Genomic DNA, 12,127 nt, shown 5'->3' on the forward strand with positions numbered 1-12,127 from the left:
TTGCCAAGCGCGTGGTACTACCACGCACAGCTTGCGTTCGCTCCTAGTCCTGCCGTCATCCTTAGGGGACAAGTGGTAGTACCAAGTTTGAGATGCTGCTAGCGCTAAGGCTTTGTGCAGAGGAAGCGTTATGCCGCTGTCTTATTTACTAGCGTAGTGTCGACCAACCATGCCACCCACCGCCGTAGAAACTCTTTGTAGTTGTCCTCGCTGATACGCAAAATATTAATCCGTTCAAGTTCGCCCATACCGAAGCGGCAATCACCTTCAGCGTGTTGGCATTGGGGCTTCCCATACTTTCCGCTGACGAATGCGTACATTCTTACCGCTGCGCCATCTGTACTGTGGCCGTTCTCATCAAGGTAAGCGATGCCGCCATGTGCCATGGCATTTCGGAGGACACTTACCCACTGAGACGCGTTCATCTCGTGCGCTCTCTTTTCCGCATCTGCGCCTCTTAGTTCGTTGGCGAGTTCCGTGGAAAGCCCCTTGGCAATGTTAGGCAGAGTCTTCGGCTCCACCTGTACGAAATGCCACACACCCGTTTGATAGAACGGTGCGTCGGAGAGCCTACCCTTACGTATGACGTCGTCAAAAGCCTTCTCTGCCTCAGCATTCAGATGCCGATCATCAGCGTATGTTGCTCCCTCCGGCTTATTAATATGCCGCTCGATCCGCTCTAGCGGGATGTTGATAACTGGGATGGACATAGACAGCAGAAAGGTTGATGTCAGTGGCCCTAGGTCCGGTCTTTCTCCACCGTGCACTTCGCAGGCAGCAGGCCAGAGCTTCTCTATAAGCTCAAGGCAGCGTACAGGCAGTTCGATTCCGTAATGCTTCGGATTTCCCATGCTTTCCTCCATGATTCCGATAAGCTCTTGCTCCTTTCCATACTGAACCTGATCGCTTGGACATAGGTTCGGTTTTACTTGCTCGGCGGAGGGCCAGCGCGTCATATATAGATTGTGATGGATGGGGCGGCTTTTCCGGTGCTAAGGCGCTCAAAGATGGGGGAGACCTTCCGGTCATCGGTCCTCCGGCTCGCTCACGAGGATCGTGCGGAGTTTTTTGAGCCTCGGCGTTCCAGAACCTTTCCATGGTACTTGGTACTCTTTCGTATTGCCCTTGAGGACTGTTCAGGATCGCTAAGGCTTTTCTCGAAGGGCGTGGACGATGACCGGACCCAGCGGCGCGCCCGAGAAGTTGTCGGGATTTTGCGCGAGCTGCATTCTGATCGTTGTCTAATCCCGCAGCCGGGGCTTGCCGCTCGGCTGCTGCGTGAGGCGCTGGACAACCAACCGCTCTTTGATGATCTGGCTCGCCAGATCATGATCGATGTGGGGCCACATCTAAACAATGCAGAAGAAGTCGCGCGCTATGGTAGGAAGAAGCATGCGTACAAGCTGCCCCGTCGTCCGGCTCGCAAGCGCCAGCAACTTACAGATGCAGAGCAGCCTGGATGGGCGGGAGTGAACAGAATGCCGTCGCAGAAGGTCCAGATGCCGTGCCGCGTCGTACCCGACATCAAGAAGCTCATAGAGGATGAAGCTTTTCACGTAGGCATCAGTCAGAGCCGATGGCTTGAAGAGGCGATAGCGGAAAAGCTCCAGCGTCAGGGACACCCAGTCTACCTCCCCGCGCCATCGAAAGCGCCCAAGACGTCCGAAGGCAGTGCCAGACGCCCTCGGCGCGCTTCACTTCCCCATCCAGACAAGTCGCGCAGCTCTGCCGCGAACCGCGCCGACAAGATGACCACCGTTCGGTTTAGCCGAACGCTTGCGGCGCAGATCGACAGAGCCCGTGGCCGCACGGAACGCTCGGCATGGGTGAACGAGGCGGTGAGCTCCTTCATGAACGAGGAGGCAAGGCTGCCCGAAGCACTCGCCCCAAAGCAGGCGTTGCCTGTGGCTGTGTCAGTTGGGTTCGATCACCAAATTTTTTGCTGCCATCGAACGCGCTGCGAAGAAATCTAAGCTTACCAAGTCCGAGTGCATTCGCCGTATGGCTACATGGTATCTTACTGATAAATCATAGTTTTATTCGGCTTAGAGTGTATTGCGTTAGCGGTTGCATGTGATCGCATTGGACGGGTCGAAATTTGAGCCCGCATTTTCTTTTTGTCGCCCCCATATCGGCTGAGCAACGGGAAACGACCCGGAGCAGCAAGCCTGAGGGGATGCTCCCCGAAACACACGAAGAAGACCAAACCCGCCGGAGACATGCGCTTTCCGGTGACCTGAAACCTGCGTCCTGACGGACGCCGAAAATAACAAAGGAAAGACAATGTACGCACCCAATAACTACCCTCCACGCGGGCCGCAGAGCCCGATGGATGATATCAAAGGCGGATTTGCGACCACGGCTGCGGCCATGGTGGCGATCCTTCTCGGCTCTCCGTTCAACGCGCTGACAGCACCGTATGTCACCGCAATGGCAGAGCGCTCCTATTCCTATGAGGTCGTCGATCTCATCGGAATTGCCTGGATGATCTTGGCGTACCCGTTCGTGTTCTTCGCGGCGCGGGCAAGCATTCTCGCAGCCCTCACGGCGGCGGGCGTGTACCTCGCCTACAGATTCATCTGAACCCAGAAACCCACATCAGAAAAGGAAATACCATGATTAACCGTGCACCCAAAACGATCACCAACCCGCTCGCCGAGTTGGCTCAGAACGCACTCTTTATTCTTGGCGCGATCATCGCGTTGGCGGCTTTCGGCGCGTTCTCAAACGGTGAATATCTGGGAATGCTGATCTGCGGCGGTCTCTCTCTCGGAGCATTCCAATGGGGCGCGTCGATCAAGACGCGTTGGAACGCCAAAAGCCAAATTACCACTTACGAGTGATTGCAATGCTTGGCGATCCCGTTTCGGCGGGGTCGCCATCCCATCCACATCCTCAAACCTCAATACAAATAAAGGAGTAAACCATGGACGCTTTCTCTCAGATCTCGGCGCAGAACAGTGTGCTGCACTTAATTGCCCGTCCCTTCAAATGGCTTTGGGAGCTAAATGAGACGCATTGGATGAATCCTCTCATCCTGATGATCTGCTGGCCCGTGATGTTCAATGTCACAGCCGCGCTCTTCCCGCCAATTGAAAATAGCTGCTGGCTAAATTCCAGTTCAATCGTTCCCGTAGCCTTCAGCGATGAGGGGGATCAGCCATGAACCCCATCGATTATCCGTACGGCTCGGCGCGTTTTGCGGATGAGATGGAAGTCCTGCGGGCGTTCCGTGATCAGGGTGGTGTGCCCTTCGGCTTCTATAATGGGCGTAAGCTCTTCCACGCCAAACAAGCTGGCATGCTGCTGATCGGCGGGGCGGGCTCCGGCAAGTTCACGAGCGTTCTTGCGCACCTGATGGACGCGCCAGGCCGCAAGGGCGAGCCGCCGCGCTATGCGATCTTCGATCCCAAGCGCGAGCTGCGGGCAGTCTTGGAGCCGTATTTCGCGCACATCAAGGCAGCCGTCTATGAGATCAATCCCTATCTCACCCACGGCGTGCAGGGCCACCGTCTCTCGGTGCTCTCGCACCTGACGCCGCAATCGCCGCGACTGGTCGCGGACAGCCGAAGGGCAGCACGCACCTTGATCGCGGAAAGCGGCGGCGGCGATGCCCGCTTCTTCGAGCAGAAGGCACAAAACTGGCTCGATCCGCTGATCCGGGGGCTCGTGCACCTCGATGGCGGGGTCTCCCCGAGTTCGCTCTATGAGCTGGTCGGCATGATCCGCTCCGCTCCCGAAGCCTGGGCTGAAGTCTCGGAGCTGATGGAAGCGCTCGGCGAGCCGGACTTGCACGTTACCTTCGCCGAGATGCGGAATATGGCCGAAGATGCCAGCCGCACTTTCGAATCCGTGATGGCGGAAATCACGAACGCCCTGGCCTTCATGAACGATCCGAGGCTGCAAGAGACCTTCGTGGCATCGGCGCAAGCGGATTTCTCGCTTGATGTGCTTTGCGAAAATTCAAGGCAGTCCGTCTTTGTGTTCTTCGTCATGCCGCCGGAGATGACGCAGCAGAATGCGGCGCTCATCCGCCAGTTCTTCTCGACTTTGCGCACGCTTAAGCAGGTAAGGCCGGAGGCTCCGACGCTGAACCTCGTCATCGATGAGGCCGCCCAGCTCGGAGCCTTCCCTGAAATTGCAGAGTTCTATTCCATCGGTCGAGGCTTTGGTCTGTGCCCGGTTTGCGTCTATCAGGATATCGGCCAGATCAGAAAGAACCTGGGGCCAACGGGAGCGATGACGCTCTCGGCCAGCGCGGACCTCGAAGTCTATCTCGGCGGCGGAATCTCCGACCTTGAGACCGCAAGGATGCTGAGCGCCAAGCTTGGCAACCAGACCCTCGCTCTGGAAGATCACCTCGTCCAGCATCGTGCGCAGCGCTCCCGCCGCGAAGCGCTATTGGATGCGTTCAGTGGGCGGAGCGATCCCTTGAAAACAGGATCGGCGCTGCGCGCGCTGGACTATGAGCAGCAGCATAAGCGCAAGCTCTCACGTCCGCTCTGCACGCCCGAGGAAATCCTTGCCATGGCGCAAAGCCAAGCGCTCGTCATGCCGTCCGGCTACGGCATCCCGCCATTCTTCGCGGCCAAAACACCGTACTACGCGAACAAAGCCTACACAGGCCTCTACGGCCCGAACCCGTACTTTGACCGAGAGTTAAGCGCGGTCAGCGTCCCTGGCCGATGGGGCGGCACGTCCAGTCTGCGCGTCATTCGCGAGACTGTACCCGCCAGTCATGCCCACCTTCCGCAATACAAACACGGCGAATGGCAATTCATCGAAGGCCACCCTCCGCAATCCTGACCCCTCAACCCTTGCCAAAAGAGAAAGCACACAATGGAAACGACTATCAGAAATACCCGCGAAACCCGTAGAATTTGCGATAATCGCAATGATTATGGTAAACTTAAGGTAGAAGGAGCAATTGCGCATACAATCGAATGTGCTGGCCAAAAAGCTCCGGTTTCAGAGAGTTCACCAAACGATGCATATCCGCATAACGCGGATGATGGTACGCGCGCGCCTGCAAACCAGCCAAGCAAGGAGGTTGCAGCGATGGAAGAAGAAAACGGTAGCGGCCTCGGCCATGCTGCGCTGATAGGCGAAGCCCTAGGAGTGGCACTCGATGCGCCGCCAAAGAAGACCATCAAGGTCGATGTGCAGAAGTATCAGGCCTGGCTCGATGATCCCGCGCTGAGCGATCAGCAAAAGGAGCAAATTATTGAGTCGCTGTGGCAGATGATCCTTTGCTTCGTGGACCTCGGGTTTGACGTCTCTCCGCTGGAGGATGCCTGTGGACAAGTGGCAGAAAGTGAAGGTTTCTGCGGTGATCCGGCGCAAGATGTAGTAGTCTGCCAAGGTCACACATTGAGCAAGAAATTCAACCAGATGGCGGCTGAGTAAAGCCGCGTAAGATAGGAGGATTCATGGGCTATGTTCAAAAAATCGAAGGCGATGCGCCCGCCGCGCTTATCTATTGCCGCGTATCGTCTACCAAGCAGAAGGTAGACGGGAGCGGCCTGGAGAGCCAAGAGCAGCGCTGCCGCTCGTACGCCGACATGCACGGCTATGCGGTGGAGGCTGTGTTCCCCGATGATGTCTCTGGCGGCGGCGATTTCATGAAGCGCCCCGGTATGGTTGCGCTGCTGAGCTTCCTCGATGCCCAGCCGGGCAAGCCTTACGTCATTATTTTTGACGATCTTAAGCGCTTTGCCCGTGACCGTGACTTTCACTGGAAGCTGAGAAAGGCATTGTCCGCGCGCGGCGCGGTGCCGAAGTGTCTGAACTTCAATTTTGAGGATACGCCCGAAGGCGAATTCATCGAAACGATTATGGCGGCACAAGGTCACCTTGAGCGCGAACAGAACCGCCGCCAAGTGATCCAGAAAATGAAAGCGCGCGTTGAAGCAGGCTATTGGGTGTTCCGCGCCCCGGTCGGATACAAACACGTTTCCGCCAAGGGAGGTGGCGGCAAGGTGCTTGTACCTGATGAGCCTCTAGCCTCTGTCGTGCGCGAAGCTTTGGACGGCTATGCCTCTGGCCGCTTTGTCAGCCAAGCCGAAGTGCAGCGCTTTTTAGAGCGCGATCCGCATTTCCCGAAAGACCGCAAGGACGGCTCACTTCGCCCCATGACAGTCACGCGCCTTCTCAAGAAAGTCGTCTATGCGGGCTATGTCGAGGCCCCGAAGTGGGGCGTGACCGTACGCGAAGGTCAGCATGACGGTCTTATCAGCTTCGAGACATACCAGCGTATTCAGGACAATCTGGAGGGCAAGAAACGCGCTCCGGCTGCGCGGAAGGACTACCACATCGATTTCCCGCTGCGCGGGTTCGTCGCCTGTAACTGCTGCGGCAATGCCATGACGGCGGCTTGGTCCACAGGCTGCCGCAAGCGCTACGCCTATTACAGATGCGAGACGCGCGGCTGCGAAGAAAAGAGCAAAGGCATTCCGCGTGCCAAGATGGAAGAAGCCTTCGAAGGCATCCTCCAGAGCCTCACACCATCTCGCAAGCTCTTCGGGCTGGTAAAGGCAATGTTCGCTGATGCCTGGGAGATGAGGAGCGCTCAAGCCCATGCGGCGCGGGATGAGTGGAAGCGCCAGCTCAAGGACGCTGAGAAGCAGGTTGAAGGCCTCATCGACCGCCTGGTCGATACCGAGAACCGCACGGTCGCGAAGAAGCTGGAAGAGCGCATTGACGCTCTGGAGCGGCAGAAGCTCGTGCTGGCCGAAAAGGCCACGAAAGAGCTGCCAACCAAGGCAAGGCTGGAGGATTGTATGGAACTAACTCTCCGATTCCTCTCAAGCCCTTGGAATATCTATAAGAATGGCACTCATGCGGTGCAGCAAACAGTGCTCAGACTGGCCTTCGCAGAGCCTCTGAGATACTGCCGAAATAATGGGTATGGAACTATAAAAACTGCCTTTCCCTTCAAGGTGTTAGGGGATTTGACAGGCCTAAATGGAGAAATGGTGCTGTGAGAGAGGATTGAACTCTCGACCTCACCCTTACCAAGGGTGTGCTCTACCACTGAGCTACCACAGCATTCTCGACCTGCGCAGACCCCCTCGAAGGCGTCCGGCGCAGCGTGAAGGGGCTTTTACATCAGTCGCGCCCACATGCAAGCCCCCCTCACGGCATTTTCGGCGACATTTTCAACCTTCCCCGCCATCCGAAGGCGCCGGTGAGGCGAGGGGCCCGTGCGCCGGTGCCCTCGGCGGCCAGTTGGCGCAGCCGCTCCATCAGCCGCAGCTCGACTCCCGCCTGTGTCTTCACCCGCTCCGGGTCGGGGTGGCCGGTGCCGAAGCGGATGTAGGGGTTGGTGTTGAGCTCGAACACGGCAATCCCGCTGTCGGCCAGGCCAAAGTCCACCCGGCCAAAGTCCTGCCCGGCGAGAGCCATCACCCGCCGCACCACCTCGGCATGCGGGTAGGCGTGCATCTCGGCTTCGTCGGCGGCGTATTGCGCGGCGCTCGCCGCACCCACCTCGCCCGACTTGGCCACCCAGTGCCGCTGGCTCACCGTCAAGGCCGGCACCACGTCGCCTTGCACCGCATAGGCCGCGCGCTTGCGAAACACCCCGCCTTCCCGTGCGAGCCCGGCATATTCGATGAACATGAGATCCGCGAGCGCATGGCCCGCCGCCAGCGCCGCCGTCAGGGCTGCATCGGCCTGATCCGGTGTCTCGAGCAGGTCGCCGATGACCCCGCGGTGCGCCCAGCCGGTCCGCAGGAAGCACGGAAACCGCTCCGGCCGTTCCCCCAGCACCGGCAGCCAGCAGCCGAACCGGTTGATCCCCTCGCGCTGCAAGGCCTTCAGCAGGGCCGCGCGCGGCATGAAGCGGGCCGGGTCGTTGAGCACCGGGGCGCCGGTCTCGGCGGTCCTTGCCCGGAGCGTTGCCGCCACCTCGAGCCAGGGCGGTGACATCCGCTCGAAATCGGTGAAGACCGCGCTGCCCGCCGGCAACCGCCACGCCCGCGCCGCGGCCTCGTAGCCCATCAGCTTCACCCGGAAACCCGCTTTCGGGGCCTTTGCCCGGATTTCCCTGAAGGTATTCAGCCGCCGTCCGGTGGCATAGATCACAAGGCGGGGCAGGCGGGGCATTTCGGGCTTCTTGACATGCAGGCTGAGCTAAAGGTTAATCGAGCCACGCTGTAGACGAAAGGATGTTTCAATGACGATCAAGATTGACGAGAAGAAACTGCTCGGCTTCCGGCTCGAGTCCGAGGCTTCCGGCGGCCTGAAGATGGGCGACAAGGGCGGCGGTGCCCTCGGCCTGAAGGCAGGGGCCAAGGTGACCGGTCCGATGAGCCTGAAGATGGGCACCAAGACTGGCGGGGGCCAGCCGGCCGGTTCGCAGGGCACGCTCTGACCACAGCCTGATGTCTTTAGAAAATCTGCTGGCCTTCCCGCCCGATGCTGCTCGGGCGGGTTTCGTCGATGCGCGGATGCACCGTGAGCTGGCCGCCAGTCTCGCACATATCGCCGCGGCCTGCGCCGAGGCGGGCCACCCGGCCGCACCGCTCCTGTCCCAGGCCTCCGACCTTGTCGCCCGAACCCGCGTCGGCCCCGAGGCCTTTGCCCGCTACTACCTGATCGGCAGCGCCCTTCTGGCCGGCGAAGACGCCGGCCTCGAGGCCGAGGCAAAGGCGCTCCTGTCCGATGTCCGCGCCGGGCGGGCACCCTTCCGGGTCTCGCCACGCGGCGGGGCAGGGGAGGTCGACGCGCTCATGGACCGCCAGATGGGCGACGAAGCCGTCAATTTCGCACCGGTGTCGCACGAGACCGCCGACGCCTTCGGCACGCGCCTCGCCGCCGGGCTCGACCTTCTGCGCCAAGGCCTGCCGGAGCTTCACGCAGAGATCACGAGCATCGTTCACCACGTCGTCTGCGCCGTCGCACCGGAAGGGTCGGCCATGCAGTTCGACGGCGCCTCGCACTACCAGTTCTGGGGCCTGCTGCTGCTCAATCCCACCTTCCACACCACGCGCCTCGCCGTGGCCGAAGTGCTGGCCCACGAAAGTGCCCACTCGCTGCTCTTCGGCCTCACCATCGACGAACCCCTCACCCTCAATCCGGGCGAGGAAACCTATGCCTCCCCCCTCCGCGCCGACCCGCGCCCGATGGATGGCATCTACCACGCCACCTTCGTCTCCGCCCGGATGGCCTGGGCGATGGAGGGCCTCGCCGCCTCCGGTCTGCTCTCCCCCGAAGAGGTCGATGCCGCCCGGGAGGCCGCCGCCGCCGACCGGCGCAATTTTGCCGCCGGTCTGTCGGTGATCGAGGCGCATGGCAAGCTCTCCCCCACCGGACGCACCGTCATGGGCAATGCCCGCGCCTGGATCGGCGGCTGAGCCCTTCGAGGGATGGACGCAGCGCCGCCCTTCCCCTAAAGCACTCCCATGACGAAAGGCGACAAACCGGCAGCACCGCGCGAGGAGCGGCTGAAGCAGGCGCTCAAGGCCAACATGGCCCGCCGCAAGGCGCAGGCCAGGTCACGGGCGAAGGCGCGCGCCGGCGAGACAAACCAGGCGGAATCGGGCGGCAAAGAGGGCGAAAATGGATAGAATCGTGGTCCGGGGCAACGGCGCCCTGAATGGAGACATTCCGATCTCGGGCGCCAAGAACGCCTGCCTCACCCTGATGCCGGCCACGCTGCTGAGCGAGGAGCCGCTCACGCTCACCAATGCGCCGCGCCTCAGCGACATCCGCACCATGACCCAGCTGCTCCAATCGCTCGGCTGCGAGGTCTCCGCGCTGCAGGAGGGCAAGGTGCTGACCATGTCGTCGCATGACATCCACAACCACAAGGCCGATTACGACATCGTCCGCAAGATGCGCGCCTCGATCCTCGTGCTCGGGCCGATGCTGGCCCGCGACGGCCACGCCGTGGTGTCCCTGCCCGGCGGCTGCGCCATCGGCGCGCGGCCGGTCGACCTGCACCTCAAGGCGCTGGAGGCCATGGGCGCCGAGCTCGACCTGCGCGATGGCTACGTGCACGCCAAGGCCCCCGGCGGCCGCCTCAAGGGCGCGACCTTCGAGTTTCCGCTCGTCTCGGTCGGCGCGACCGAGAACGCCGTGCTTGCCGCCGTGCTCGCCAAGGGCACCACCGTCCTGAAGAACGCGGCCCGCGAGCCCGAGATCGTGGACCTGGCCAATTGCCTCATCAAGATGGGCGCCCAGATCGAGGGCGCCGAGACTGGCACCATCACCATCCAGGGGGTCGACCGGCTCTCCGGGGCCACCCATCCGGTGGTGACCGACCGGATCGAGCTGGGCACCTACATGCTGGCCCCCGCCATCGCCGGTGGCGAGGTGGAGCTGCTGGGCGGCGCGCGCGAGCTGGTGGGCGCCTTTGCCGACAAGCTAGAGGAGGCCGATATCGAGGTCACCCAGACAAACCGGGGCCTGAAGGTGAAGCGCAACAACGGCCGTGTCCGTGCCGTCGACGTGGTCACCGAGCCTTTCCCCGGCTTCCCGACCGATCTGCAGGCCCAGATGATGGCGCTGATGTGCACCGCCGAGGGCACCTCTGTGCTGGAAGAGAAGATCTTCGAGAACCGCTTCATGCACGCCCCCGAGCTGATGCGGATGGGCGCGAAGATCGACGTGCACGGCGGCCACGCCACGGTGACCGGGGTGGACAGGCTGAAGGGTGCGCCGGTCATGGCCACCGATCTGCGGGCCTCCGTCTCGCTCATCCTAGCTGGGCTGGCGGCGGAGGGCGAAACCGTGGTCAGCCGGGTTTATCACCTCGACCGCGGCTACGAGCATGTCGTGCGCAAGCTCTCCGGCGTCGGCGCCCACATCGAGCGCCTGCACGAGGGTGACTGAGCGTCCGGACATCGCCCTGGAACGGCCCGTGCGGCGTGCGCTTTCGCGCGAACGGTGGGGTAGGGCGCGGCTACGGTGCACAAACCCCGTATGCATGGGTTGTGCATGGGTTGTGCATCGGTTGTGACATTTAACCAAGGTTAACCGCGCCGCGGCCGTTAACCGCCCGGGACGCCGCGTCAACCTCCGCTTGTTCGGCCGGGCCGAAACCCCTATGTCTCTCGGGTGATGGGAAAATTGCCAAAAAGTCCTGCCCCGGAGGCGCATCGTGGCTGAAGACGCCAAGTTCGAAGACGGGCTCGAGCGCCCGATCTACATCGCCGCGATGGACGAGGGCTCTCTGCCCATCGTCTCCGCGCTGGTGCAGGATGCCGTCTTTCCGATCACCGAGATGAAATACGACAAGGCACAACGCGAATTTGCCTTGCTGCTCAACCGCTTCCGCTGGGAAGACAAGGCCCGCGCCGAGGCGCGCGGGCGGCCCTACGAGCGGGTGCAGTCGGTTCTGCGGGTGGGCGACGTGATGAAGGTCGCGAGCATGGGGATCGACCGCTCCGATCCCGACACGATTCTGTCCCTGCTTTCCGTGACTTGGGAGGAGGGGGAGGATGGCACCGGCGCACTCATCCTGACGCTGGCGGGCGATGGCGCGATCCGGCTTTCGGTCGAGTGCCTCGACCTGGTCCTGAAGGACGTGACCCGCCCCTACATCGCTCCGTCGCGCCACGCGCCGGAACACCCGGAGGGGTGAGCCTCACCGTCCGCAGGCTGGTGCCCGCCGAGGCCGGAGCCTACCGCGCGCTGCGGCTCGAGGCGCTGCGGTCCTGCCCCGAGGCCTTTGGAACGAGCCTCGAGGAAGCCCGCGCCGTTCCCATGCTGGAGCAGGCCAACCGCTTGCAATACAACACGAATTTCGGCGCCTTCGTCGATGGCGCGCTGGTCGGCATCCTCACCTACGTCGCCGAGGAGGGCGAGAAGGTCGGCCACCGTGCCTGGCTCATGGGCGTCTATGTGCAGCCCGCCCACCAGGGTGGCGGTGCCGCCAGGGCGCTGCTGGCCGCCGCCCTCGCCGAGGCCGGGGCGGATGGCATCGCCCAGCTCGAGCTCCACGTCTCCGAGGCCGCGCCCCGGGCGCGTGCCTTCTATCTCCGCGAGGGCTTCGTCGAGGTCGGCCGCAGCCCCCGCGCGCTCCGCGTTGACAACCGTTATCTCGACGAACTGCACATGCTCCGCCGTCTCGATGCGCTTGAGGGCCGTGCGGCGGGCGGGTAAGAGGCCCGCAAAGGAGAGC

General features: G+C 61.8%; 15 protein-coding genes and 1 tRNA gene. 13 read left to right on the forward strand and 3 right to left on the reverse strand.

Annotated features, from left to right (window positions below; all coding sequences use genetic code 11):
• Positions 1-128: 128 nt before the first annotated feature.
• Positions 129-851, reverse strand: a complete 723-nt coding sequence (locus tag BUR94_RS20365; protein ID WP_139301193.1) for a hypothetical protein — start codon at positions 849-851, stop codon at positions 129-131.
• Between the two features lie 156 nt (positions 852-1,007).
• Here BUR94_RS20365 and BUR94_RS20370 point away from each other — a divergent pair, with 156 nt between their 5' ends.
• The 7 genes from BUR94_RS20370 (at position 1,008) to BUR94_RS01585 (ending at position 6,983) form a co-directional block, all read left to right on the forward strand.
• Complete coding sequence (locus BUR94_RS20370; protein WP_175570407.1) at positions 1,008-1,973, forward strand: hypothetical protein; 966 nt, start codon at positions 1,008-1,010, stop codon at positions 1,971-1,973.
• 310 nt (positions 1,974-2,283) lie between these two features.
• Complete coding sequence (locus BUR94_RS01565; protein WP_175570408.1) at positions 2,284-2,583, forward strand: hypothetical protein; 300 nt, start codon at positions 2,284-2,286, stop codon at positions 2,581-2,583.
• A gap of 32 nt (positions 2,584-2,615) precedes the next feature.
• Complete coding sequence (locus BUR94_RS01570) at positions 2,616-2,843, forward strand: hypothetical protein (protein ID WP_074254517.1); 228 nt, start codon at positions 2,616-2,618, stop codon at positions 2,841-2,843.
• A gap of 83 nt (positions 2,844-2,926) precedes the next feature.
• A complete protein-coding gene (locus BUR94_RS20375; protein WP_139301195.1) occupies positions 2,927-3,166 on the forward strand; it encodes a hypothetical protein in 240 nt (79 codons plus the stop codon).
• On the forward strand, positions 3,163-4,806 hold the full coding sequence (locus BUR94_RS01575) for a type IV secretory system conjugative DNA transfer family protein (RefSeq protein WP_074254518.1): 1,644 nt from the start codon (positions 3,163-3,165) through the stop codon (positions 4,804-4,806). The genes BUR94_RS20375 and BUR94_RS01575 overlap by 4 nt, the downstream gene beginning before the upstream one ends.
• 33 nt (positions 4,807-4,839) lie before the next feature.
• The gene (locus BUR94_RS20380) at positions 4,840-5,406 is read left to right on the forward strand and encodes a hypothetical protein (protein WP_139301196.1); all 567 of its coding nucleotides are present in this window, start codon (positions 4,840-4,842) and stop codon (positions 5,404-5,406) included.
• A 23-nt stretch (positions 5,407-5,429) separates the two neighbouring features.
• Complete coding sequence (locus tag BUR94_RS01585) at positions 5,430-6,983, forward strand: recombinase family protein (RefSeq protein ID WP_074254520.1); 1,554 nt, start codon at positions 5,430-5,432, stop codon at positions 6,981-6,983.
• On the opposite strand, the gene BUR94_RS01590 is transcribed toward BUR94_RS01585, so the two are convergent.
• A tRNA-Thr gene (locus tag BUR94_RS01590) sits at positions 6,973-7,047 on the reverse strand. The genes BUR94_RS01585 and BUR94_RS01590 overlap by 11 nt on opposite strands.
• Positions 7,048-7,134: 87 nt before the next feature.
• A complete protein-coding gene (locus BUR94_RS01595) occupies positions 7,135-8,106 on the reverse strand; it encodes a hypothetical protein (protein ID WP_074254521.1) in 972 nt (323 codons plus the stop codon).
• A 70-nt stretch (positions 8,107-8,176) separates the two neighbouring features.
• On the opposite strand from BUR94_RS01595, the gene BUR94_RS01600 reads away from it, so the two are divergent.
• From BUR94_RS01600 to BUR94_RS01620, 6 genes are all read left to right on the forward strand, one after another.
• Entirely contained in the window at positions 8,177-8,374 is a 198-nt protein-coding gene (locus BUR94_RS01600) for a hypothetical protein (RefSeq protein ID WP_074254522.1), read from the forward strand.
• A 10-nt stretch (positions 8,375-8,384) separates the two neighbouring features.
• Positions 8,385-9,356 (forward strand): aKG-HExxH-type peptide beta-hydroxylase, encoded by a 972-nt coding sequence (locus BUR94_RS01605; protein WP_074254523.1) that lies wholly within the window; start codon positions 8,385-8,387, stop codon positions 9,354-9,356.
• Positions 9,357-9,404: 48 nt separating this feature from the next.
• Positions 9,405-9,569, forward strand: coding sequence for a hypothetical protein (locus tag BUR94_RS20580; RefSeq protein ID WP_175570409.1), 165 nt, complete (start codon positions 9,405-9,407; stop codon positions 9,567-9,569).
• A complete protein-coding gene (murA, locus tag BUR94_RS01610) occupies positions 9,562-10,836 on the forward strand; it encodes a UDP-N-acetylglucosamine 1-carboxyvinyltransferase (protein WP_074254524.1) in 1,275 nt (424 codons plus the stop codon). The genes BUR94_RS20580 and murA overlap by 8 nt, the downstream gene beginning before the upstream one ends.
• Before the next feature lie 268 nt (positions 10,837-11,104).
• On the forward strand, positions 11,105-11,587 hold the full coding sequence (locus tag BUR94_RS01615) for a DUF2948 family protein (protein ID WP_245794330.1): 483 nt from the start codon (positions 11,105-11,107) through the stop codon (positions 11,585-11,587).
• A complete protein-coding gene (locus BUR94_RS01620; protein ID WP_074254525.1) occupies positions 11,584-12,108 on the forward strand; it encodes a GNAT family N-acetyltransferase in 525 nt (174 codons plus the stop codon). Before BUR94_RS01615 ends, BUR94_RS01620 begins: the two co-directional genes overlap by 4 nt.
• The last annotated feature ends 19 nt before the right edge of the window (positions 12,109-12,127 follow it).

Source organism: Vannielia litorea (assembly GCF_900142295.1).
GTDB lineage: Bacteria > Pseudomonadota > Alphaproteobacteria > Rhodobacterales > Rhodobacteraceae > Vannielia > Vannielia litorea.